This window comes from Curtobacterium sp. PsM8, assembly GCF_030433875.1.
Lineage (GTDB): Bacteria > Actinomycetota > Actinomycetes > Actinomycetales > Microbacteriaceae > Curtobacterium.
On the sequence record NZ_JARUXD010000059.1, the window covers coordinates 1 to 21,718 of the forward strand.

A 21,718-nucleotide genomic window follows, 5' to 3' on the forward strand; every position below is an offset into this window, starting at 1 on the left:
GGGGGGGGGGGGGGGGGGGGGGGGGGGGGGGGGCCCCCCCCCCCCCCCCCCCCCCGTCCGGCTACCTGTGTCCGGTCGGTCCGGCCAGGTCAGCGAACAGGCCCGCTCCGACCGAGGAGTCCGCCGTGGCACCCTCGGCCGTCACTGGCCCCCGACTCTGCGGCGCCGGGTCCGCTCCGTCGTGAGACCGACGACGGTGCAGCCACACGGTCGTCCCGGCACCGGCGAGCAGGAGGGCGACGAGGCCCGTGAGCGCGAGGCCCTGCGCGCCCGTGTAGGCGAGCGCCCCCGTGCGCGGTGGCGTCGCGTCCCCGGGGCCGCCGTTCCCGGACCCGGCTCCCCCGGTGTCCGCGCCGCCCGCATCGCCCGCGCCGCCGGGCACAGCGCTGGCGCTCGGTGTCGCCGTCGGACTCGGTGTCGCCGTCGCGCCCGGCCCGTCCGGATCGCCCGGATCGCCCGGGTCACCCGAGTCACCAGGGTCACCAGGGTCACCAGGGTCACCAGGGTCACCAGGGTCACCAGGGTCGATCGTCTTGATCGGGACCTCCGGCGACTGCTCACCGCCGTCCGGATCGGTGGGCGAGGTCGCCGTCGCGACGTTCACCACGTCCGACCCGTCGCCCGCGTACCCCGGGTCGAGCCGTGCCCGGAACCGGAAGGCGTGCTCCTGCCCGGGCTCCAGGTCCCCGCCGCCACTACAGGTCACCCGCTGCCCCGCCGACGAGCAGACACCGCCCGAGCCGCCCGAGTCGACGAAGGCCAGCTGTGCCGGCAGGTCGTCGACCGCCCCGACGTCACGTGCCGTCGACGGGCCGGCATTCCGTGCGGTGACGGTGTACTCGACCTCGTCGCCAGGCGAGACCCGCTCCGGGCTGACGCTCTTCCCCGTCGTCACCTGGGCGATCGCCGTCACGGGCGCCGCAGCCCGCGAGGTGTTGTCCGCCGGGTTCGTGTCGGACAACCCCGGGGCGGCGGCGATCCGCGCGGCGCTCTCGATCTGACCGGAGGCGCCGGGGTCGAGCAGCCCCTCGATCGTGAACGTCGCCGCGGCACCACGCTCGAGGGCGACCGCGGTGGCGACGTCCCCGGTGCCGGAGGCTTCACGACAGGTCGACGGCCCCGGCACGCTGCAGGTCCACCGGACGTCCCGCAGCTGGTCGGGGACGTCGACGGTGACGGCGCTGGGATCGGACGCGTTGCCGCCGACGTTCGACGCGGTCACCGTGTAGCGGACGCGGTCCCCGGCGACGACGGGTGGCATGTCGTGCTCGATGCGGAGGTCCGCGGGTGCCGCCACCCGGAGGGCGTCGACCTCGTGCACACTCCGGAACGAGCCGGTGCCCCCGGTGAAGCCCAGGCGGAGCGTCGCCGGCAGCGGCGCCTGACCCGGGCCCGCCAGCTGCACGTGGTCGAGCACGGTCCGGAGCTCGCCGCCGGCAGCGGACAGCTGGACGGTGACGGTCAGGCCGTCGTCCTCGGGCTGCAGGACCACGTGGACCTTCCGCGTGGTCCGGGTGCCGGTCGCGACGCCGCCGGCGATCTCGGCGTGCTGGACGAACCGGTACCCGGTCAGCCCGTTGCCGGAGCCGCGGACGGTGACGGTCTCCGGGGTCCGACCGGGGCCGCTGTCGTTGAACGGCAACGAGAAGTTGCCGTACTGGTCGAGCGCGATGGCGGCGAAGGCCCCAGGCAGGCCGGGCAGCGTGCAGGTGGACTGCCCCTGCGACACCTCGTCGCGGCACGAGTACCCGAGGGCCGAGCCGAAGGCCCCGACGCCGGGCGGCACCGAACCGTCCGCCAGGGACAGCAGCAGGCCGTCGGCCCCCTGCACGTCCGGCGTGTACATCGCGTAGTCGAACTCGATGTCGAGCCCCCGGTCCGACGGGAACGAGTCGTCCATCGCCCAAGCACCGGCGGCCCGGAAGACGGCGTCCGTCAGGCGGAGGCGTCCGTCGACGATGCGGGCGTCACCGCTGAGGGTCCCGCCGGCGGCGGTCGCGAACCCGGTCGAGAACGGGAAGGCGAGGTCGTCCGCGGCCGCCGGTGCCTCGGCGCCGAGCGGGGTCGCCGCGGCCAGGGCGACGAGGACCGCGGTGGCGGCACCCCATCGTGGGAGCCGCCGCCGCCTGCCGGGAGGGGCACCCCGGGTGGCGACGGCGGGTGGTCGGGGGCGTTTCGTGTCGTGTGTCATGCCACGATCGTCGCGATCGAGACGCCCGCACGAGCGGACCGGAGGCCGACCTGTGGAGCGATGCCCCGGGCCTCCCGACTGTGCAGGGAAGCCCGGGGCACCGACGGCCCGACCGGCGGAACCGGGGCAGGACTGGATCGGCTACGCCACCCAGACCGTCGTGTACCCGGGCAGCTCGCCGTCCGTCAGCGGGGCCGACGTCACGACGACCGCACCCTCGGGCATCGGCACCGGCGCAGGCCCGAAGTTCGTGTACGACCGCCACCCGTCGTGCCGCGCGAACGCGACGACCTCGGGCGACGCCGTCTCGATCCACTCGAGCTCCTCGCCCTGCTGCAGACGGCTGCGGGCGGACAGCGCCTCGCGGTAGAACGACAGCGTCGAGCCGGGCACGCGGTCCTCGGCCTCGACGCTCGACGCGCCGAAGTCCGACGGCTGCGGCAGGTGCGGTGCGGCGTCGCCGAAGCCGAACGACGGCCCGTCCTCGGTCCACGGGATCGGCACACGGCAGCCGTCCCGGCCCTTGACCGTGTGCCCGGTGCGGAGCCACTTCGGGTCCTGCAGCTGGTCGTGCGGGATGGCGGGCGCCTCGTGCAGGCCGAGTTCCTCGCCCTGGTAGACGTACGACGAGCCCGGCAGCGCGAGGACGAGCAGGGTCGCCGCCCGCGCGCGTCGGAGTCCGCCATCCCGGTCGAGCGGCGGGGTCTCCCCGTCGGACATCAGCCACTCGTCGGTGTCGGTGCCGTCGGGCAGTCCGTACCGGGTGGCGTGCCGGACGACGTCGTGGTTGGACAGCACCCACGTGCTCGAGCCGCCGGACGTCGCCGCACCCTCGAGGTTCTGCGCGATGAGCGTGCGGAACTCGGTCGCATCGAACGGTGCCTCGAGCAGGTCGAAGTTGAAGGCCTGTCCGAGCTCGGTCGGCCGGGCGTACAACACCCGTCGGGGCGCGGGTGCCCAGGCCTCGGCGATCGCTGCGCGGGGCGGCGTGTAGCCGTTGAGCACCTTCCGCCAGGCGGCGAAGATCTCGTGCACCTCGTCGCGGTCGTACAGCGGGTCCGAGCCGTCGAGCGGCAGGTCCTGCTCGTTCGACGGGCGGTACGGCTCCGACAGGTCCTTCGCGAGCCCGTGTGCGACGTCCACCCGGAACCCGTCGACGCCGCGGTCGGACCAGAAGCGCAGGGTGTGCTCGAAGTCCTGGTGGACCTCCGGGTTCGTCCAGTCCAGGTCGGGCTGCTCGGGCGCGAACAGGTGCAGGTACCACTGGCCGTCGGGCACGCGGGTCCAGGCGCTGCCGCCGAAGTTGGAGACCCAGTCGCTCGGCGGCTGCTCGCCGTCCGGTCCGGCGCCCTCGCGGAACACGTAGCGGGCCCGTTCCGGGGAACCGGGAGCGGCGGCGAGCGCGGCGCGGAACCACTCGTGCTGGTCCGAGGTGTGGTTCGGCACCAGGTCGACGACGACGCGGAGGTCGTGCGCGTGCGCCGCGTGGATGAGCTCGTCGATCCGGTCGAGCGAGCCGAGCTTGGGGTCGACGTCGCGGTAGTCGGCGACGTCGTACCCACCGTCGGCGAGGGGCGAGGGGTAGAACGGCGACAGCCAGATCGCGTCGACGCCGAGCTCGGACAGGTACGGCACCCGGCTGGTGACACCGGCGATGTCGCCGATGCCGTCCGCGTCGGAGTCCGCGAAGCTGCGCGGGTAGACCTGGTAGACGACGGCCTGCCGCCACCAGTTCGGGTCGGGGGTGCGGGGCGTGTCGCTCGGCGTACGTCTCGGGGTCACGTCGCCGACACTACCGACGGCGGCTCCGCACGGCGGGAGGCCCGTGACACGCCCGCCTCGTCGGCGGGGGAATCCGACGCCCGAACCATTGGTTGTCGCTGAAACCATCACTGTCAGGAAGGAACGCCATGACCCAGATCGTCGCGCTCGTGGGAAGCCTCCGCGCCGGATCCATCAACCGCCAGCTCACCGAGGCAGCCGTCCAGCACGCTCCGGAGGGCATCGAGCTCTCGGTCTTCGACGGCATCGTCGACCTGCCCTTCTACAACGAGGACATCGACGGTGACACCCCGCCCGAGGCCGCGGTCGCGTTCCGCCGGGCCATCGCCGACGCCGACGGCGTCCTGCTCGTCACGCCCGAGTACAACGGCACGATGCCGGCCGTGCTGAAGAACGCGCTCGACTGGGCCTCGCGTCCGTTCGGTGCCTCGCCGATCTCCGGCAAGCCGCTCGCCGTCATCGGTTCGGCCTTCGGCCAGTACGGCGGCGTCTGGGCACACGACGACGCCCGCAAGGCCGCAGGCATCGCGGGCGCGAAGGTCCTGGAGGACGTCAAGGTCGCGATCCCGCAGTCCGTCGTCCGTTTCGCCGAGACGCACCCGCGTGAAGACGAAGAGGTCGTCGGCCTCGTCCGCGGCGCCCTGACCGCGCTGGCCGACGCAGCCGCCGAGCCGGTCGCCGCGTAACGACGCCCGGCGCCGAGCGACGCACGGCGTCGCGGCGCACCCCCGGAACCGCGTCGGGCCCGAACCGACACGACCCGTCCGTCGCGTCCCCGGGACCGCACTCCGGCCGCACCACTCGACAGCCTGGTCACCTGACGGCTTATCATCATCCGATGACGACGCAGGAGATCACGGAGCCGTCCGGCTACTGGTTCCCGGACGACGACGCCACCCAGCGCGGTGTCGCCGTGCTGAACGCCCTGCGTCGCTACCGGGCCTCCGAGACGGCGATGCGCCGCCGCACCCGCGACTCGATGGGCATGGGCGAGACCGACCTGCTCGCCGTCCGTCACCTGCTGCAGGCCCAGCGCGCGGGCCGTTCGGTCAGCCCGAAGGACCTGTCCGCGTACCTCAGGATCTCGTCCGCGTCGACGACGATCCTGGTCGACCGCCTGGTCAAGAGCGGGCACGTCCGTCGTGAGCCGCACCCCACCGACCGACGCGGGCTCATCATCGTGCCGACCGTCGAGACCGACGCCGAGGTCCGGGCCACGCTCGGCATCATGCACCGCCGCATGATGCAGATCGCCGAGGGCCTGTCCGCGACCGACGCCCGGGTGGTCGCGATGTTCCTCGAGGAGATGCGCGTCGCCGTCGACCAGGTCGACCCGCCCGTCGTCGCGCACTGACGACGGACCACATAGTCGCTCGACCACTGCCGGGGGACGGTTCCTCGACACCCACTGGGAAGACCCCGCCGCGGAGCGCGTAGACCGGAGTGGTCAGTCCAGCGAAGGGTCGGGCCCGTGACGGGCCGGTCCCGCGAAGAAGGAGTCGTCACATGCACGCATCGGACAAGCTCGCCGCCAACCTGCAGAAGGTCCTCGTCGACCTCATCGACCTGCACCTGCAGGGCAAGCAGGCCCACTGGAACATCCTCGGCACCAACTTCCGTGACCTCCACCTGCAGCTCGACGAGATCGTCGACGCCGCCCGTGAGTTCGCCGACGACACCGCGGAGCGCATGCGTGCGCTGTACGCCGTGCCGGACGGCCGCTCGGCCACGGTCTCCGCGACCAGCCACCTCGACGCGTTCCCCGAGGGCGAGGTCGCCACGCACGACGCGATCGACCTGGTGACCCTCCGCCTGTACCAGGCCACCGGCACCATGCGCGACGTGCACGACGAGGTCGACGAGGAAGACCCGACGACCGCCGACCTGCTGCACGGCTTCATCGAGCGCCTCGAGCAGCTCGCCTGGATGGTCTCCGCCGAGAACCGCACGCCGCGCACGCCGCTCGCCGCCGCGACCAGCCCGGCGACCGCCGAAGCGTCCGCGCACTCCTGAGCCGCGGGTCGCACGTGGACCTCGGGATCCAGGGCAAGACCGCACTCGTCTTCGGTGGTGACTCCGGCATCGGCTGGAACACGGCACGCATCCTCCTGGCGGAGGGTGCGACCGTGGTCGTCACCGACCTCGACCAGAGTCGGCTCGACACCAGCGCCGACCAGCTCGAAGCGCCGGTCGGCAGACTGCACGCGTTCGCCGCGGACGTCCGCAGCGCCGAGAGCCTCGCCGCGCTGCACGAGAAGGTGCGGGACGCCGTCGGCGAGATCGACATCCTGGTGCAGTCCTCCGGTGTCACCGGCGCCCAGGGCATGTTCCACGAGATCGACGAAGCCGGCTGGCAGGAGACGCTCGACGTCGACCTGATGGGCCCGGTCCGGATCACCCGCGAGTTCATCGCGGACCTCCGGAACGGCGGCTGGGGTCGGATCGTCTACCTGGTGTCCGAGGACGCCTCGCAGCCGTACGACGACGAGCTGCCCTACTGCGCCGCCAAGGCCGGAGTGCTCTCGTTCGCCAAGGGCCTGTCGCGCTCGTACGCGGAGGAGGGGCTGCTCGTGAACACGGTCTCCCCCGCGTTCATCCACACCCCGATGACCGACGCCATGATGGACAAGCGGTCGAAGCAGCTCGGCACCTCGTTCGACGAGGCGATCTCGAGCTTCCTCGACGAGCAGCGTCCGTACATGGAACTCAAGCGTCGCGGTGAGCCGGAAGAGGTCGCGAACGTCGTCGCGTTCCTGTGCTCCGAGCTCGCCAGCTTCGTGAACGGCTCGAACTACCGCGTCGACTCCGGCTCGGTCGCCACCATCTGACGGAGGAACCATGACCGACCACCGCTACCTCATCGTCGGCGGCGGGATGGTCGCCGACTCCGCTGCCCGCGGCATCCGCGAGCTCGACCCCGACGGCTCGATCGGGATCATCAGCGAGGACGTCGACCGCCCCTACGCGCGCCCGGCACTGTCCAAGAAGCTCTGGACCGACCCGGACTTCAGCTGGGACGACAAGGTCGACCTGCACACCGAGGAGACCGGGGCGACCTTCGTCCTGGGCACCCGGGTCGCGTCGATCGACCGGGGCGCGAAGACCGTCACGACCGACGACGGCACCGTCGTCGGCTACGAGCGGCTGCTCCTGGCGACCGGCGGCCACCCGCGTGACCTGCCCGGGCTCGCGCCGTCCGACCGCGTGCTCAGCTACCGCAGCGCCGCCGACTACCGCACGCTCCGCCGGCACGCCGACGCGAACGCCCACGTGGTCGTCGTCGGCGGCAGCTACATCGGCACCGAGGTCGCGGCCGGGCTCGTCCAGAACGGTGCCCGCGTCACGCTCGTCACCCCGGACGACGTGCTCGGTGGCCACATGTTCCCGGCCGGCCTCGCCGCCGCCTTCCAGCAGCGCTTCGTCGACGCCGGCGTGGAGGTCCGCACCGGCCGCCGCGTCGAGTCCGGCGAGGAGACCGCGGACGGCGTCACGCTCACGCTCGACGACGGTTCCACGATCACGGCGGACGCCGCCGTGGCGGGCCTCGGCATCGAGCCCGCGACGCAGCTCGCCGAGGACGCCGGTCTGGCGGTCGACGACGGCATCACGGTGTCGTCGACGCTCGTCACCGACGACCCCGCCGTCTTCGCCGCCGGGGACGTCGCGTCCTACCCGGACCGGCTGCTCGGCACCCGCCGCGTCGAGCACGTCGACAACGCCCAGCAGCAGGGCCGGCAGGCGGGCCGCAACCTGGCCGGCGCCGGCGAGACCTACGACCACACGCCGATGTTCTACTCGAACGTCTTCGACCTCGGGTACGAGGCCGTCGGCGTCGTGTCCTCGTCGCTCCGCACCGTCGAGGACTGGGCCGAGCCGAACGTCACCGGTGTCGTCTACCACCTGGGCGACGACGACCTGGTCGCCGGTGTGCTGCTCTGGAACGTCTCCGGCAAGACCGACGAGGCCCGGAAGGTGCTGGCGGAGGCGCACGCGCTGACGCCGGACGCGCTGCCCGGCCTCATCAGCGCTGACTGATCGCCCTCAGCCGGTCGACCACGCTCAGCCGGTCGACCAGGCTCAGTCGTCCGGTCAGGGTCGTCCGCCGGATCCGGCGGTGACCGACTGGAGGCTCGTGCCCGGTTCTGCGGAACCGGTCGCGGGCCTCCAGTCCGTCCGCCCGACGGCCGTGGTCAGAAGGGACGTCGGTCCCCGCCGCGCTCCGGCGCGACCGTGTCGACGACCTCGTCACGCTCGTCCGGGTCGACCGGGATGCCGTCGTGGTCGGCCATCGCGACCGCGTGCGCGGACTTGGCGGCCTCGAGCTGCTCGTCGTCGCCCTTCGCCATGCCGAACACCTCCATGAACCGCGACTTCACGACCAGCCAGCGGTCGGTCGCACCGAGGCGGTCCAGGTCCGTCGCGGTGGAGTCGTCCCGGACCCGCTGCAACGACGAGACCCCGCGGTCGGGCAACCGACCGTCGACGTGGGCGACGGCGAGCTGCGCCACCGCGTCGGCCTGGGCGTGCATGACCGAGTGTGCGCCGTCGACGATCTCGCGGAGCACGCCGTAGGGCAGGGCGCGGGCGAGCTGCCGGACCCACGAGCGCGGCACGAGTGCGTCGTGCTCGCCGCGGACGACCAGGGTGTGCGCCCGGACGTCGGCGACGCGGTCCTCGATCGGGTAGGCGATCATCTTCGGCAGGACCTTGCGGAACCAGTGCCACCCGCAGAGCGCGTACGCGGTGACCGCGTGCCAGCGGACCGCGGCGGGCTCGTGCACGGCGGACCGGAGGAAGCGGAGCGCGGCCTTCGGGATCGACCGCGCGGCCGGGTCGAGGACCGGGCTGATGAGCACCAGGTCAGAGATGTCCGGGCGGCGGGCTGCGACCTCGACGACGACCTGCGTCCCCATCGAGTGGCCGATGAGCACCGGGTCGTGCAGGCGGAGGTCGTCGATGACCTTCTCGACGGCGTCGGCGTACCGCTCGATGGACACGCCGCCGCGAAACCGCGGGACCCCCGCGAAACCGGGCAGGTCGAGCGCGTGCACCGGGCCGTTCTCGTTGAGGTGCGGGGCCAGCCGCTCGTAGTACGTCGACGCGATGCCGAGCCCCGCGACCAGGACGAACGCGCGCTCACCGGGCTCGCCGATCGAGCTGACGCGCACGTAGGTGTGGTCGACGGCGATGCGGTCGACGCGGACCTCGACGTCGGCGTCCTCGGCCTGGGCGAGTTCGCCGGCCGGGTCGGGGGCGCCGGTCGGGACGGGGTGACCCGGGTGGTGTTCGTCGTTCATGGGCGCTCCTCGCGGTGGCTGGCGGTCGCCCAGGCTACCGCGGGCGTCCTCCGCTCCGGCCGCGGCGCGCGTCGCCAGCCCGGCAGGACCCTCAGCCGGCGAAGGGGAACGCCGGGCGTCCGTGCACGCGAGTCGGCACCGCGAACACCGAGCCGGAGTGCGGGGAGCGTGCCAGCTGGTCCTCGGTCAGGTCCTCCCGCGCGGTCCCGACGAGCAGCAGGGACATGTCCGTCCCGCCGAACGCCACCGAGGTCACGTTCGGCGCCGGGATCTCCACCGTCTCGAGGTGCGCTCCGTCCGGGCCGTACCGGTCGACCTTGCTCTCGCCGTAGATCGCGCCCCAGAAGCAGCCCTCGTCGTCGCGGACGAGTCCGTCGTGTGCGGCACCGTCGACGAACGGCTCGAGGTCGCCGAGCAGACCGTCGGGTCCGTAGGAGGCCCGGTAGACCGTGTTCGTGTCGGTGTCCGTCACGTACATCTCGGAGCCGTCGTCGTTCCACTCCATGCCGTTGGTGGTGCCGAACCCGCTCCGCAGCACCGCGACCGACCCGTCCGCCGAGAAGGCGTAGAGCGCGCCGGCCGGCGGCCCGTCGGTCGGGTCCATGCTGCCGACCAGGAACCGGCCGAACGGATCGCACTTGCCCTCGTTGAAACGCATCTCGTCGTCGGCGTGCGTGACACCGGCCAGTTCGCGTTCGACGTGTCCGTCGGCATCGGTCAGCACGACGGTGTCGTCCTGGGCGGCGATGAAGCCACCTCCGGCACGCGGCTGGAACGACGGCAGGGGCGGATCGAGCTGCGTGGTCTGCAGCACCCGACCGTCGGCGTCCGCGGTGGTCAGCGTGCCGTTCGGGATGTCGACCCAGCGGCCGACCCCCTGCGCCGGGTCCCAGACGATGCTCTCCGCCAGGGTCGCCCGGACGTCGCTGAACACCCGGGCGGGGCCGGAGGTCGCGCTCGCCGTCACGGTCTCAGGCCCCCTGCTCGACGTTCCGGCGGAGCACCAGGAACCGCGAACCGTACGCGTCGATGCGGAGCGGGAAGCTGCACAGGTCGTCGACGGTGCCGAGCTCGCTGTGGTCCGTGGCGTCGACCACCGTCGCCCCGTGCGGCAGCGACTCGGACCGGATGGTGCCGTCCAACGGGGTGTCGGTCATGTTGAGCACGGTGATCTGCACGACCGGCTCGCCCGTCTCGTCGGTGGACTCGAGTTCGTGCACCATCACGAGCATCCCGCGGTGGGCGACCTCGGGGACGTCGACCTGTCGGGCCGAGGCGATGCCGTACTCGGTCCGCACCCGCAGCAGTTCGCCCAGGCGGGACGCGAACGAGTCGGGCGACTCGAGCTGTTCCGGCAGCGGGCCGTAGAGCGACCGGGCCCGGGGCATGCCCGACGCCGAACGCTCGGTGTCCGGTGCGACGCCGAGCAGGTCGTGGGCGCCGCGCTCGATCCACCGGGTGTCGCCCTCGGCGATGAGGTCCGCCACGGTCTCCTGCGGCACCGTCAGTGATCCGAGCAGGTCCCAGCCGGACATCGCGAAGACGCCGGGCTGCCAGGCGTTGAACGCGGCGAGCAGCAGGTGGGCGTCGCGGATCTGCGGCACGTGCTCGTCGGTGACGGCATCGAGGGTGGTGTGCCCCTGCGTCGCGGCGATGAGCGAGGCCGTCGTGCAGGCGATGCCGTTCGTCGTGAAGACCAGGTTGTAGTCCGCCGCGTCGCCGGTCAGCGCCGCGGTGAGGTCGGCGCGGATGCGTTCGGCGAGCGCCCCGCCCCGGGTCTCCTCACCGTGGAACGTGTAGAGGTCGTCCTGGTGCAGGGTCGCCCAGTGCACGAGCTCGTAGGTGAGCTCGTCGTGGTTCTGCATGCCGTGCACCAGGCTGACCGGCTCGACCCCGAGTTCGAGCGAGGTGCGGAGCGTCAGGCGGAGGAACTCGGTGTCCCCGGTGGCCAGGGCGTGGTGGTACGCGGGCCGGTTGATGAAGTCGTACGACAGGTCGGCGCCGACGGCCCCGGTGTCGCGGATGTCCTCGATCGTCAGGTTCAGCTCCTGGAAGGTGAAGCCGCCGACCTTCCGGACCATCCCGGCGATGACGTGGTTCGCCGCGTGTGAGAGCGGGTGGCCCTCCGACCAACCGGGTGCGCCCTCCGCGCTCTTCTCGACGCCGAGGAACCCGTTCGCGTCGAGTCGGAGCGCGCTGGTGCCGAGGTCGCCGAGCGAGTGCAGGGCGTCGCCGATCACCAGGCGCATGCCGGCGAAGGTCGGGTCGAGCCAGTTGACCGACGGCTGCCCCTCCTTGAAGTAGTGCAGGTACACCCAGCGCCGGGTGGTGCCGTCGACGCCGACGACCGGCGCGGTGACGCTCCAGTTCGTCTCCTTGACGCCGGGCTGGTGGAAGATCACGCGCTGCAGCTCGCCGATGATGTAGCCGCGTTCGGCCAGGGCGGACTCGGTCGCCGGGTCGAGGTTCACCGAGTCGCGGTGCTCGGGCACGGTGGGCAGCAGGTGCCACTCCTCCGGCGGGATCTCGACCATGTGGTAGATCCCGGGGTAGTCCTTGAAGGCCATCTCGGCCAGCCGGAAGTCGGCACCCTTGCCGGTGTGGCCCGGCACGATGTCGTCGATGATGCTGCCGCCGTGTTCCTCGGCGACGTCGGTCATCCGCTGGAAGGTCTCCTCGTCACCGAAGGTCGGGTCGATCTGGGTCCCGATCCGGTCGAAGTGGCCGTCGACGCTCGGGGTCTCCTGCCAGCCGCGGATGCCACCGGCACGCTTGACCGGGCCGGTGTGCACGCCGTTGATGCCGATGCGCTCGAACGCGGACCACAGCTGCGGGTCGGCGAGCGCCGTCAGGAACGACTCGCCGTCGCGGGTGATGAGCGAGATCGGGTACGCGGTGAACCACACGTCCGAGGTCGACACCGCACGGCGGGCGTCCGGCCGGGCGTAGGGGTTCCGCCACATGGCCGGCGTGCCGGAGAGCTGGCGGCTGAGGACGTCGGCGTCCTTGAGCATCGACTGCCGGACGAGCCACTCGATGTAGGCCGGGTTCTCGCCGTTGGCGGCACGCGGGTCCGAGAACCGGCGCTGCAGGCTGCCGCCGCGCAGGTTCACCCGCGGCCGCAGGCGACGCGGGCGGGCCGGGTAGAGCTGCTCGTCGTAGGTGATGTCGGGGGCGACCGGGGTCGCCTCGTCCTCGTCCACGGCGGCGTCGCCGGGTTCCTCGCCCTGCTCCGGGACACCGCCGACGGGCAGCCGCTCGCCGGTCAGGTACTCGTCAGCGATCCGCTCGTCGGTCCGGGGTGCGTCGTCGTCCATGTCCACGCCCCACACGCTAGTCACGCGTCCCCGGGGAGGGTGCCGGGTGCGGGACTCAGACGGCGTGTTCGGATCCGGCAGCGGCACCGCCGTCGGTCACCGGAGCCGCGTGGGCGCCCTGCCCGGTGCGGAGGATCGGCACCGAGTCGCTCGTGGTGCGCAGGGACTCCTGGCGCAGTTCGAGCTGGGTCACGGCGAGCGCGGCGAGGTCGCGCAGGTTCGCCATGTCCGCCTCGTCGGCCGTCCGGGGTCGGGAGTCGAGCACGGCGAGCGTGCCGACGGCGACGCCGTCGTGGCGGACCAGCGGGACACTGACGTAGAACCGGATGCCGAGCGGTCCGGTGACGAGCGGGCTGTTCCGCATCTCCGGGTGCGTGGACCCGTCCGGGATCACGACCGGCACCGGCACCGGCGCGAAGCCGTTCCGGAAGCTGATGCTCCGTGCGGACTTGTCGACACCGTCGGCGACGTACGACTGGGACCACTCGCGGTCCTCGTCCAGCACCTCGATGAGGGCGATCGGGGCGTCGAACAGGCGCGCGGCCATCTTGGTGGTCCGCTGCAGCGCCTCCTCGGGCAGCACGTCCAGGGTCGCCGGTCGCGACGCGTCGGTCCGGGGCTCGCCCGGTGTCGGCCTGGAGGTGCCCCCACCGGTGACGGGACCGGCTGCGGGCGACGACGTGGCCGAGCCGACGGTGTCGGACCCGGGCCCGTGCGCGACGCCGGCCGACGTCGGGTCGGCGGGAGGAGCCTCCGCGGTGTCGGTGATCACGACGTGGCGGAGGAGCGCGACCAGGTCGGCACCCACCGGGCGGTCGCGCGGGTCCTGCGCCGTCATCGCGGCGAGGGCGTGCTTCCAGTGCTCCGGCAGGGGCTCGGGCACGACCGGGTCGCGGGACAGCCGGGCGAGGGCGGACTCGACGAGCGACCCGGGGAACTCACGCCGCCGGGTGAAGCACTGCAGCAGCACCAGGCCGAGCGAGTAGACGTCGCTCGCCGGACCGACCTCCGCGCCGCGGGCCTGCTCGGGGCTGAGGTAGGCGGCCGTGCCGGTCGTGACGCCGTCCGCGGTGAGCCGTTCGACGCCGGCGGCCAGCGCGATGCCGAAGTCGGTGAGCCGTGCGCGTGCCCGGTCGGAGCCGTTGCCGTAGTCGACCAGCAGGATGTTCGACGGCTTGATGTCCCGGTGCACGACGCCCTGCGCGTGGATGTAGTCGAGCGCCTCGGCCATGTCGTAGCCGATCTCGGCGATGTGCCGGGACGCGAGGGGCCCGAGCGCCAGCCGCTCTTCGAGGTCCTGGCCGTGCACGAGCGCCATCACGATGAAGCGCTGCAGCGACCCGTGCTGGTCCTCGACCACCCCGGCGTCGAGCAAGCTGACGAGGTTGTGGTGGTCGAGCGCTGCCAGGACGCCCTGCTCGGCCTCCTGGCGGGCGATGTCGACGATGCCCGGGTGGAAGAGCTTCACGGCGACGGGGCGGTCCAGGCTCTCGTCCCAGGCGTGGTGCACGACGGACATGCCGCCTCGGCCGATGACCTGCTCGAGCCGGTACCGGCCGGCCAGCAGTCCGGCGTGCTCCCGGGGTGCGTCCGTCGGGGCCATGCTTCCTCGTCTTCGGTGGGGGCGTCGCGCGTGGCGTGACGACTCATCGGGCGTGTCCCCGACGCGACGATGCATCTTCGCATCGCCGGGGCGTCGCGGGCCGCCACCATCCCCTCTGCGCGATCGGGACCGCGCGTCGTGACCGGATGCCGATCGCTCAGATGCGCGCGTACCGGGCGCGGACGAAGCTGTAGAGCCCGAAGGCCGCGAAGCCGAGTCCGACCACGACGAGCACGACGGAACCGCCCGGCATCGACCGGAGCGCGTCGAACGCCCCGTCGAGCCCGGTCGCCTGGTCCGGGTCGCTGCGGATGCCGGCGACGGCGATGAGGACGCCGACGATGACCACGGCGATCCCCTTCGCGACGTAGCCGAGCGTGGCGAGCACGGCCACGGTCCGGCGCACGGACTCCGGCTGCGGCCGGAGGTGCTTCTTCCACGAGCCGCGCACGCCGATCACGACGAGGCCGACCCCGATGGCGACCGCCACCGCGCCGACGAGCACCAGCAGGACGACGCCGCCGGGCGTGGCCAGGGCGGTCGCCGCAGCGCTGCGGCTCGAACCGGTGGAGCTCTTGCCGGCACCGAGCGCGTAGCTGGCCGACGAGTAGGCGATGGCGCCGTAGACGACCGCCTTGCCGGCGTTCTTCGCCCGGGCGAGCCAGGCACGGGCGTCGTCGGTCCGTCCGCCGACGACGGCCTCGACGACCAGGCGGACGGTCAGTGCGGCGGTGCCGATCGCGACGACCCAGAGCAGGAACACGCCGCCGGGGACGGACGCGATCTGCGCGAGCGCACCGGACTGGTCGGTGTCGCCGGACTGCGATCCCTGCGCACCGCTGCCGGCGGTGGCGTTGCCGATGCCGAGCAGGACGGCGAGGTAGCCGATGAGCAGGTGCACGACGCCCGTCCCGACGAAGCCCGCGCGGGCCGTGGTCTCGAACCAGCGGCTGTCGGCGACACGGCGCGCCTGTCGTCCGGTCTCTCGGGCTGCGTCCTGGGCTGTGTCGGTCACGGGTCCGAGCTTGCCCGCTCCTGGCCGTCCTGTCCGAGCACCTGCTGTGATATCACACGCGGAATGTGTTCAGTGGGATAGCGGACGCTTGCGGGACCGTCGCGACACCCGACGGTGTCGTCCACTGTCTCTCAGGAGCACCATGCAGAAGCGCACCACCCTCGCGGCCGCCGCCGGTCTCGTCCTCGCCCTCGGCGCCCCGCTCGTCGCCTCGATCCCGGCCACCGCCGCGACCGTGTCCGCCCCGTCGTCCGTGTCCGCCGCGCAGACCCAGACCCTCTTCACGCCCTTCGTCCGGACCGTCGACGGCGCCTGGGCCGAGTCCACCAACGACGACGAGGGCGCTGACGCCGACCTCTTCACCGTCGACGGGCACGGAGCCTCGCACACCGCCGAGGTCCTCGTCCCCGGCGCCGGCGGCCTCGTGCACACCGAGCAGCGCATCGACGGCGAGTGGCGCGAGGTGGCCACGTTCAGCGTCGCCGGACAGGGCGCTCGCGGCCAGCTGCAGGTGACCGTCCCGCAGGACGACGGGTACGGCGAGTACCGCCTCTTCGCCACGGACGACCAGGGCAACCGCTCGGGGTCCCGCACGTTCTACGTCGTCGAGTACTGAGCCCCGATTCCCCCCCCCCCCGTCCTCCAGCAACAGGAAGCACCACACATGAAGAAGTCCACCACCCTCGTCGCCGCCGCCGGCCTCGCCCTCGCGCTCGGCGCCCCGCTCGTCGCCTCGACCGCGGCGAACGCGGCCGTCCAGCCGTCGCCGACCACGTCGAGCAGCACGGTCACCACCGGCATCGGCGCGCACGTGTTCTCCGGCGGCAAGCTGGAGATCACCTCGAGCACCATCCACGACGGCGTCATCACCGTCACCGGCAAGTCCGCGTTCGCGAACAAGGACATCGAGATCGCCGCCGGTGCCGGGTACCAGGCGGTCGGCAAGACCGACGCCACGGGCGCCTTCCACGTGACCGTCGCGGCGGCGAACGTGGGCGACTACAGCCTCCAGATCGGCAAGCGCGTCACCGCGAACATCTTCGCGAAGAGCTACCAGGCAGCCTGGGGTGCCGTCCCGGTGTCCTGACCCACCAGGGACCGGGGCCACCCGGTGACGGACGGGAGGTGCGGGCACAGTCGGCCCGCGCCTCCCGTCCGTCGTCCCGCCGGGTCAGTCCCCCTTCACGTTCACGATCTGCCGCAGCGTGTGCCGCACCGTGACGAGGTCGGCCGCGTCCGCCATCACCTGGTCGATCGGCTTGTAGGCCGCCGGGATCTCGTCGAGGAACGCATCGGTGTCCCGGTACTCGATGCCCGCCATCGCCTCGCGCAGCTGCTCGTGCGTGAAGGTCCGACGTGCCGCCGACCGCGAGTACGAGCGGCCGGCCCCGTGCGGTGACGACTCGAGCGACGGCTTGTTCCCCCGCCCCTCGACCACGTACGACGCCGTGCCCATCGAGCCCGGGATCAGCCCCGGCTGCCCGGCCGTGGCCTGGATCGCCCCCTTCCGGGACACCCACACCGACTTGCCCCAGTGCGTCTCCCGCTGCGTGAAGTTGTGGTGGCAGTTGATGCGCTCGAGTTCCTGCACCTCGGTGTCCACGACCTCGGCGAGCTGCCGGACGACACGGTCCATCATCTCCTCGCGGTTGAGCAGGGCGAAGTGCTGCGCCCACCCCAGTTCGGCGATGTACCGGTCGAACTCGGGCGTGCCCTCGACGAGGTAGGCCAGGTCGGGGTCCGGCAGCTCGATCCACCACCGCTCCATCGCCTCCTTGGCCACCGCGATGTGTCGCTGGGCGATCCTGTTGCCGACCCCGCGGGATCCGGAGTGCAGGAACAGCCAGACGCGGTCCTCCTCGTCGAGGGAGACCTCGATGAAGTGGTTGCCGGAACCGAGCGTGCCGAGCTGGTTCCGCCAGCCGCCGAGCACCTCCGCGGGGTCGAAGCCGGCTTCGACGGCCAGCGCCTCGAGTTCCGCGATCCGCGGTGCCGCGGTCGCGACGACGGTCTGGTTCGTCGCCCCGGCGGACAGCGGGATCGCCCGCTCGATCGCCTCGCGGAGCGGTCGCAGGTCCTCGGGCAGGTCGGCGCTCGAGAACTGGGTGCGGACGGCGATCATCCCGCAGCCGATGTCGACCCCGACGGCCGCGGGCATGACCGCGCCGAGGGTGGGGATGACGGACCCGACGGTGGCGCCGAGCCCGAGGTGGGCGTCGGGCATCAGCGCGAGGTGCGGGAACACGAAGGGCATCCGGGAGGTCGTGCGCGCCTGCTGTTCGGTCTGCTCCTCGAGCAGCGATGCCCAGGAGAGGAGTCGGTTGGTGATCTTCTGCATGGTGGGTCCCTGTCGGACGACGTCGTGGTGACGGTCCGCCCGTCCGGGCAGAACCGAGCACCGTAGCGCGGTCGCGGCACCGGACGCAAGCCGGCACGGCCCGGCCCCGCCGCGCACGGCCGGGGTACGTGCCGTGCGCGGCACGTCGAGCCGGTGCGGGCACGATGGAGCCATGACCGAACGGACACGGGACACCCCCGACGCCACCGAGAACGAGGAGCGCACCGACGGGTACGTCCCGCTCCGCTCCTACGGCGCGATCGGCGACGGTCGGACCGTGGCGCTCATCGCCCGCGACGGCCGCATCGACTGGCTGCCGATCCCCGGCATGGACTCACCCCCGGTGTTCGCGAGCATCGTCGACGCCGAGCACGGCGGACACATCGCCCTGCGCCCGGCCGACGGCGGCGCCGAGGTCGAGCGGCAGTACCTGCCGGGGACGAACGTCCTGGTCACGACCTGGACCACGCCGTCCGGCCAGGTCACCGTCACGGACGCCATGGTGACCGGTGTCGCCGGACGCCTGCCCTGGGCCGAGATCGGCCGCTGCGTGCAGGGCGTGCGTGGTTCGGTCGAGATGGAGTGGGCGGTCGTGCCCGGCACGCTGCTCAACACCGCCGAGCCGAAGCGCCTGGACACCGCCAACGGCACCGTGATCGGCATCGACGGGGTCACCATCGCCATCGTCGAGCAGGGCTTCGACCCGGTGCACGACGACGGTCCCCGGTTCTCCGGCCGCTTCGACACCACCGAGGGCTCGAAGCACATCCTGACGATCGTCGGCACGCACGACGAACCGATCTTCATGCCCGAACCGGAGCGCACGACGGCGGGCATCGACCGCACCATCGAGAACTGGTCGCAGTGGTCGTCGGAGTTCTCGTACGACGGGCCCTGGGCCGAGGCGGTTCAGCGGAGCGCCCTGGCACTGAAGCTGCTCATCTACTCGCCGACCGGCGCCATCGCGGCGGCCCCGACCACGAGCCTCCCGGAGGACCGGACCGGCGGCAAGAACTGGGACTACCGCTTCGCCTGGGTGCGCGACCTGTCCTACACGGTGCACGCGCTGACCCGCTTCGGCCTGCGCGAGGAGACCCACGCGGCCGTCTCGTGGGTGATGCGGACCATCGCCGACCACGACGAGACGATGCCGATCTTCTACCGGCTCGACGGCTCGAAGACCGACGAGGTCGAGGAGCGCGACGTCCCCGGGTGGCAGGGCATCGGCCCGGTCACGGTCGGCAACCGCGCGGGCAACCAGCTGCAGCTCGGTGTCTGGGGCGACGTCTTCGAGATCATGCGTCAGTACGTCCGTGCCGGCAACGTCCTGGACCGGAAGACCGCGAAGGTGCTGCAGCAGCTCGCTGACGACGCCTGCCACCGCTGGGAGGAAGCGGACTCCGGCATGTGGGAGCTCGAGGACACCCAGCACTACGTGTCGAGCAAGATCGGTTGCTGGCAGGCACTCGACGCCGCGGCGGAACTGCACGACGCCGGCATGATCGACGGCCCGCGGGACAAGTGGATCGAGAACCGCGAGCTGATCGAGCAGTGGGTCAGCGACAACGGCTGGGACGAGGAACGCGGGTACTACGTCATGTACCCGGGGTCCGACGCCCTGGACACCTCGATCCTGCTGCACGCCATGTCGGCCTTCGACCGGGGACCCCGGATGGAGTCGACGATCCGGGCCATCGAGGAGCAGCTGCAGCGCGGCCCGCTCGTCTACCGCTACTCGGGCATCGAGGACGAGGAGTCCCCGTTCGTCGCCTGCTCGTTCTGGCTGGCCGCGGCGATGGCCTGCGTCGGCCGCCACGACGACGCACGCCACCTGATGGACGAGATGGTCGACCAGGCGAACGAGGTCGGCCTGTTCAGCGAGATGATCAGCGAGGGCGGCGAGTTCATGGGCAACATCCCGCAGGGGCTGTCGCACCTGGCGCTCATCCAGGCGGCGCTGACGATCGAAGAGGTCACCGCTGAGGACGGTGCCGACGAGGACTGACCCTCAGGCCAGGGAGATCGCGACCAGACCCGCGACGCCGACCAGGTACATCACGACGACGACGAACGAGTCGACGCCCATCCCGATGATGCGACGCTGCGGCCGGAACACCAGTCCCACCGCGTAGACCAGGGTCAGCAGCGCGGCGAGGGCGGTCAGGTACACGTCGCTGGCGTTCGCCTGCGGCAGCACCGCCTTGCCGGACAGCACGGTGGCGACGAGGAACAGCACCGGCAGGAAGGCGTTGCCGCCGAAGATGTCGGAGACCGCCAGGTTGTCGTCACCCTGCTTGACGGCCTGGAGGCCCGTGGAGATCTCCGGCAGGCTCGTCGCGAGGGCCAGGACGGTCGCCCCGAAGAGCACGCCCGACAGCCCGATCTGACTCGACGCCGCGTCCCCGGCGCGTTCGAGCACGACACCGGCGACGAGGGTCGCGAGGGCGGACACCGCGAAGACGACCACCGCCTTCCGCGTGCTCATCGGCTCGGTGTCCTGCTTGCGGGTCCGGTGCCCGGAGGCGTGCGGGCTGGCGTCCGGGGCATGACCGCTCTCGTGCCACGGCAGGCCCTTGCTCGCGCGCTGCACCAGGAACAGCCCGATCACCCAGATCACCGCGATGAGCACCACGTCCGGCGTCAGTCGGGCGACGACCAGGTCCGGCGGCAGCTGACTGCCGGCGATCACGACGGCGAGCACGGCGACGACGACGACCGCTTCGAGCACCAGGGTCAGCGACGCCGCGCGGTACGTGATCGGCTTGACGCCCTTCCCGCGCTTGCCGAACGCGTCGAGCACGGCGATCACGACGGTCTGCAGGGCGATGCCACCGAGGATGTTGCCCGCGGCGACCTCGATCGACCCGGACAGTCCGGCGCTGACGGTGATGGCGATCTCGGGCAGGTTCGTCGCGACGGCCAGCACGATGAGCCCGCCGAGCGCACTGCCGAGGTGCAGGCGGGAGTCGAGGACGTCGGTCGTCTTGGACAGTTGGATGCCGGCGATCCAGATCACGGCGGCACCCGCGACGAAGACCAGGACGAGCAACCAGAGGGGCAGGGATTCCACGAGGGTGACGATGGACCCCGACGGCTGGGTCCGTCTCCGGTCCGGGGCCGCTGGGTGCCCCTGACGGGTGCCCGGGGCATCATGGACGGACGATGAACGACGTCGACGCCCGGATGGACCGCCTGCGGAAGGCCGCGCGGTACCGGTACCAGCAGCTCGTGGACAGCGAGGTCGAGCGGGGTTCGCTCGACCCGGACGAGGTCCGTGCGGAGCGCGAGGAACGGCAGCTGCTCAAGGCCGCCGACGTCGCCGCGCACGCCCGGGCACGGATCGCCGAAGCCGAGCGCCGCGGGGTGTTCGAGGGCAATCCGTACCACGGCAAGCCGCTGCCGGGGATCGACGGGCAGCACGACCCGGACTGGTGGATCAAGTCGAAGATCGAGCGTGAGGACATCCGCGGGATCGCGCCGCCGGCCCTCGCCCTGCGCACCGAGGACGCCGAGCTCGACGACCACCTGGACGCACTCTCAGTGGAGTCCGACGTCCGCGACGTCCTGGTGGACTTCAACGCCCGCGTGAAGGAGGCCCGCCGCCAGCTGCTCGGCGGACCGCCGGTGGTCACGCCGATGCGGGACGTCGAGGTCGAGGTCGCCCGCTGGCGGGACCGCCGGGAGGCCCGTGCCGCGGCCGCCGCGTCGGCTGCGGCCGCGCAGGCGGCCGGGACCCGACCGCACCGGTGGTGGCGCCGCCGCGGGTGAGGTGACCCGCGCCTCCCGACCGGGAGGCGGCTGGTCCGGACACGCGAGAACGCCGCTCCGGTTGTGCCGGGGCGGCGTTCTCGTGGTGCGTCAGGTCAGGTGTTACTTGATCTGGGCGGTGATGGTGGCGGTGCCGACGAGCAGGCCGCCCTTGACGGCGTCGGTCTTGAAGGTGCTGTTGAGCAGCTTCGCGGCGTCGTCGGAGATGTGGACGGTGGTGCCGGTGAGGATCGCGTTGTCGCCCTCGAGCTGGAGCGGCTTCAGCGTGCCGCCGTGGAGGGAGAACAGGTAGGCGTTGGCGACGGCGACCTTGCCGTTGACGAGGACGTCACCGGAGAGCTTCGAGGAGCCCGGGTTCACGACGAAGTTCTCGAGCGTGACGGTGGTGTCGCCGGCCTTGAGGGTCA

18 protein-coding genes and 1 pseudogene are annotated in these 21,718 nt (G+C 72.2%); 9 read left to right on the plus strand and 10 right to left on the minus strand.

Translation table 11 applies throughout. The annotated features are described in order from the left end of the window. Positions 1-61: 61 nt before the first annotated feature. A complete protein-coding gene (locus QCD68_RS13135) occupies positions 62-2,191 on the minus strand; it encodes a hypothetical protein (protein WP_301223316.1) in 2,130 nt (709 codons plus the stop codon). Between the two features lie 141 nt (positions 2,192-2,332). Further along, on the minus strand, positions 2,333-3,973 hold the full coding sequence (locus QCD68_RS13140) for a glycoside hydrolase family 13 protein (RefSeq protein ID WP_301223317.1): 1,641 nt from the start codon (positions 3,971-3,973) through the stop codon (positions 2,333-2,335). Between the two features lie 128 nt (positions 3,974-4,101). Between QCD68_RS13140 and QCD68_RS13145 the strand changes: the two genes are divergently transcribed. The 5 genes from QCD68_RS13145 (at position 4,102) to QCD68_RS13165 (ending at position 8,008) form a co-directional block, all read left to right on the plus strand. Then, positions 4,102-4,659 (plus strand): NADPH-dependent FMN reductase, encoded by a 558-nt coding sequence (locus tag QCD68_RS13145; RefSeq protein ID WP_301223318.1) that lies wholly within the window; start codon positions 4,102-4,104, stop codon positions 4,657-4,659. A gap of 152 nt (positions 4,660-4,811) precedes the next feature. Then, entirely contained in the window at positions 4,812-5,327 is a 516-nt protein-coding gene (locus QCD68_RS13150; protein WP_221849859.1) for a MarR family winged helix-turn-helix transcriptional regulator, read from the plus strand. Between the two features lie 152 nt (positions 5,328-5,479). Continuing rightward, a complete protein-coding gene (locus QCD68_RS13155; RefSeq protein WP_253466624.1) occupies positions 5,480-5,986 on the plus strand; it encodes a Dps family protein in 507 nt (168 codons plus the stop codon). A gap of 14 nt (positions 5,987-6,000) precedes the next feature. Next, complete coding sequence (locus QCD68_RS13160; RefSeq protein ID WP_290158300.1) at positions 6,001-6,801, plus strand: SDR family NAD(P)-dependent oxidoreductase; 801 nt, start codon at positions 6,001-6,003, stop codon at positions 6,799-6,801. A gap of 10 nt (positions 6,802-6,811) precedes the next feature. Beyond that, positions 6,812-8,008, plus strand: coding sequence for an NAD(P)/FAD-dependent oxidoreductase (locus QCD68_RS13165; protein WP_301223319.1), 1,197 nt, complete (start codon positions 6,812-6,814; stop codon positions 8,006-8,008). A 155-nt stretch (positions 8,009-8,163) separates the two neighbouring features. Here the strand turns inward: QCD68_RS13165 and QCD68_RS13170 are convergent, their stop codons facing one another. The 5 genes from QCD68_RS13170 to QCD68_RS13190 form a co-directional block, all read right to left on the minus strand. Next, positions 8,164-9,270: an alpha/beta fold hydrolase gene (locus QCD68_RS13170; RefSeq protein WP_301223320.1), complete on the minus strand. Its 1,107-nt coding sequence runs from the start codon at positions 9,268-9,270 to the stop codon at positions 8,164-8,166. Between the two features lie 91 nt (positions 9,271-9,361). Continuing rightward, complete coding sequence (locus QCD68_RS13175) at positions 9,362-10,237, minus strand: SMP-30/gluconolactonase/LRE family protein (RefSeq protein ID WP_301223321.1); 876 nt, start codon at positions 10,235-10,237, stop codon at positions 9,362-9,364. Between the two features lie 4 nt (positions 10,238-10,241). Beyond that, positions 10,242-12,587: a maltose alpha-D-glucosyltransferase gene (treS, locus tag QCD68_RS13180; RefSeq protein WP_301223330.1), complete on the minus strand. Its 2,346-nt coding sequence runs from the start codon at positions 12,585-12,587 to the stop codon at positions 10,242-10,244. A 55-nt stretch (positions 12,588-12,642) separates the two neighbouring features. Further along, positions 12,643-14,190, minus strand: coding sequence for a GAF domain-containing serine/threonine-protein kinase (locus QCD68_RS13185; protein ID WP_301223322.1), 1,548 nt, complete (start codon positions 14,188-14,190; stop codon positions 12,643-12,645). A gap of 157 nt (positions 14,191-14,347) precedes the next feature. Further along, entirely contained in the window at positions 14,348-15,205 is an 858-nt protein-coding gene (locus QCD68_RS13190; protein ID WP_301223323.1) for a DUF1206 domain-containing protein, read from the minus strand. Between the two features lie 142 nt (positions 15,206-15,347). Here QCD68_RS13190 and QCD68_RS13195 point away from each other — a divergent pair, with 142 nt between their 5' ends. Continuing rightward, a complete protein-coding gene (locus tag QCD68_RS13195; protein ID WP_301223324.1) occupies positions 15,348-15,821 on the plus strand; it encodes a hypothetical protein in 474 nt (157 codons plus the stop codon). A 48-nt stretch (positions 15,822-15,869) separates the two neighbouring features. Further along, positions 15,870-16,292 carry a hypothetical protein gene (locus tag QCD68_RS13200; protein WP_301223325.1) on the plus strand — a complete coding sequence of 141 codons (423 nt, stop codon included), beginning with the start codon at positions 15,870-15,872 and terminating at the stop codon, positions 16,290-16,292. A gap of 84 nt (positions 16,293-16,376) precedes the next feature. On the opposite strand, the gene QCD68_RS13205 is transcribed toward QCD68_RS13200, so the two are convergent. Continuing rightward, positions 16,377-17,543 (minus strand): RtcB family protein, encoded by a 1,167-nt coding sequence (locus tag QCD68_RS13205; RefSeq protein ID WP_301223326.1) that lies wholly within the window; start codon positions 17,541-17,543, stop codon positions 16,377-16,379. Positions 17,544-17,715: 172 nt separating this feature from the next. Between QCD68_RS13205 and QCD68_RS13210 the strand changes: the two genes are divergently transcribed. Further along, the gene (locus QCD68_RS13210) at positions 17,716-19,548 is read left to right on the plus strand and encodes a glycoside hydrolase family 15 protein (protein WP_301223327.1); all 1,833 of its coding nucleotides are present in this window, start codon (positions 17,716-17,718) and stop codon (positions 19,546-19,548) included. Positions 19,549-19,551: 3 nt separating this feature from the next. On the opposite strand, the gene QCD68_RS13215 is transcribed toward QCD68_RS13210, so the two are convergent. Next, complete coding sequence (locus tag QCD68_RS13215; RefSeq protein WP_301223328.1) at positions 19,552-20,613, minus strand: sodium:calcium antiporter; 1,062 nt, start codon at positions 20,611-20,613, stop codon at positions 19,552-19,554. 92 nt (positions 20,614-20,705) lie between these two features. On the opposite strand from QCD68_RS13215, the gene QCD68_RS13220 reads away from it, so the two are divergent. Next, positions 20,706-21,311 (plus strand): J-domain-containing protein, encoded by a 606-nt coding sequence (locus QCD68_RS13220; RefSeq protein ID WP_301223329.1) that lies wholly within the window; start codon positions 20,706-20,708, stop codon positions 21,309-21,311. Between the two features lie 102 nt (positions 21,312-21,413). Here the strand turns inward: QCD68_RS13220 and QCD68_RS13225 are convergent. Beyond that, a pseudogene (locus tag QCD68_RS13225) lies at positions 21,414-21,718 on the minus strand (hypothetical protein); the annotation flags it as partial.

Coding starts and splice junctions, on each gene's coding strand:
- QCD68_RS13205 (WP_301223326.1), bottom strand. CDS start 17,543: ATGCAGAAGATCACCAACCGACTCCTCTCCTGGGCATCGCTGCTCGAG.
- QCD68_RS13145 (WP_301223318.1), top strand. CDS start 4,102: ATGACCCAGATCGTCGCGCTCGTGGGAAGCCTCCGCGCCGGATCCATC.
- QCD68_RS13210 (WP_301223327.1), top strand. CDS start 17,716: ATGACCGAACGGACACGGGACACCCCCGACGCCACCGAGAACGAGGAG.
- QCD68_RS13220 (WP_301223329.1), top strand. CDS start 20,706: ATGAACGACGTCGACGCCCGGATGGACCGCCTGCGGAAGGCCGCGCGG.
- QCD68_RS13185 (WP_301223322.1), bottom strand. CDS start 14,190: ATGGCCCCGACGGACGCACCCCGGGAGCACGCCGGACTGCTGGCCGGC.
- QCD68_RS13135 (WP_301223316.1), bottom strand. CDS start 2,191: ATGACACACGACACGAAACGCCCCCGACCACCCGCCGTCGCCACCCGG.
- QCD68_RS13195 (WP_301223324.1), top strand. CDS start 15,348: ATGCAGAAGCGCACCACCCTCGCGGCCGCCGCCGGTCTCGTCCTCGCC.
- treS (WP_301223330.1), bottom strand. CDS start 12,587: ATGGACGACGACGCACCCCGGACCGACGAGCGGATCGCTGACGAGTAC.
- QCD68_RS13155 (WP_253466624.1), top strand. CDS start 5,480: ATGCACGCATCGGACAAGCTCGCCGCCAACCTGCAGAAGGTCCTCGTC.
- QCD68_RS13170 (WP_301223320.1), bottom strand. CDS start 9,270: ATGAACGACGAACACCACCCGGGTCACCCCGTCCCGACCGGCGCCCCC.
- QCD68_RS13150 (WP_221849859.1), top strand. CDS start 4,812: ATGACGACGCAGGAGATCACGGAGCCGTCCGGCTACTGGTTCCCGGAC.
- QCD68_RS13200 (WP_301223325.1), top strand. CDS start 15,870: ATGAAGAAGTCCACCACCCTCGTCGCCGCCGCCGGCCTCGCCCTCGCG.
- QCD68_RS13165 (WP_301223319.1), top strand. CDS start 6,812: ATGACCGACCACCGCTACCTCATCGTCGGCGGCGGGATGGTCGCCGAC.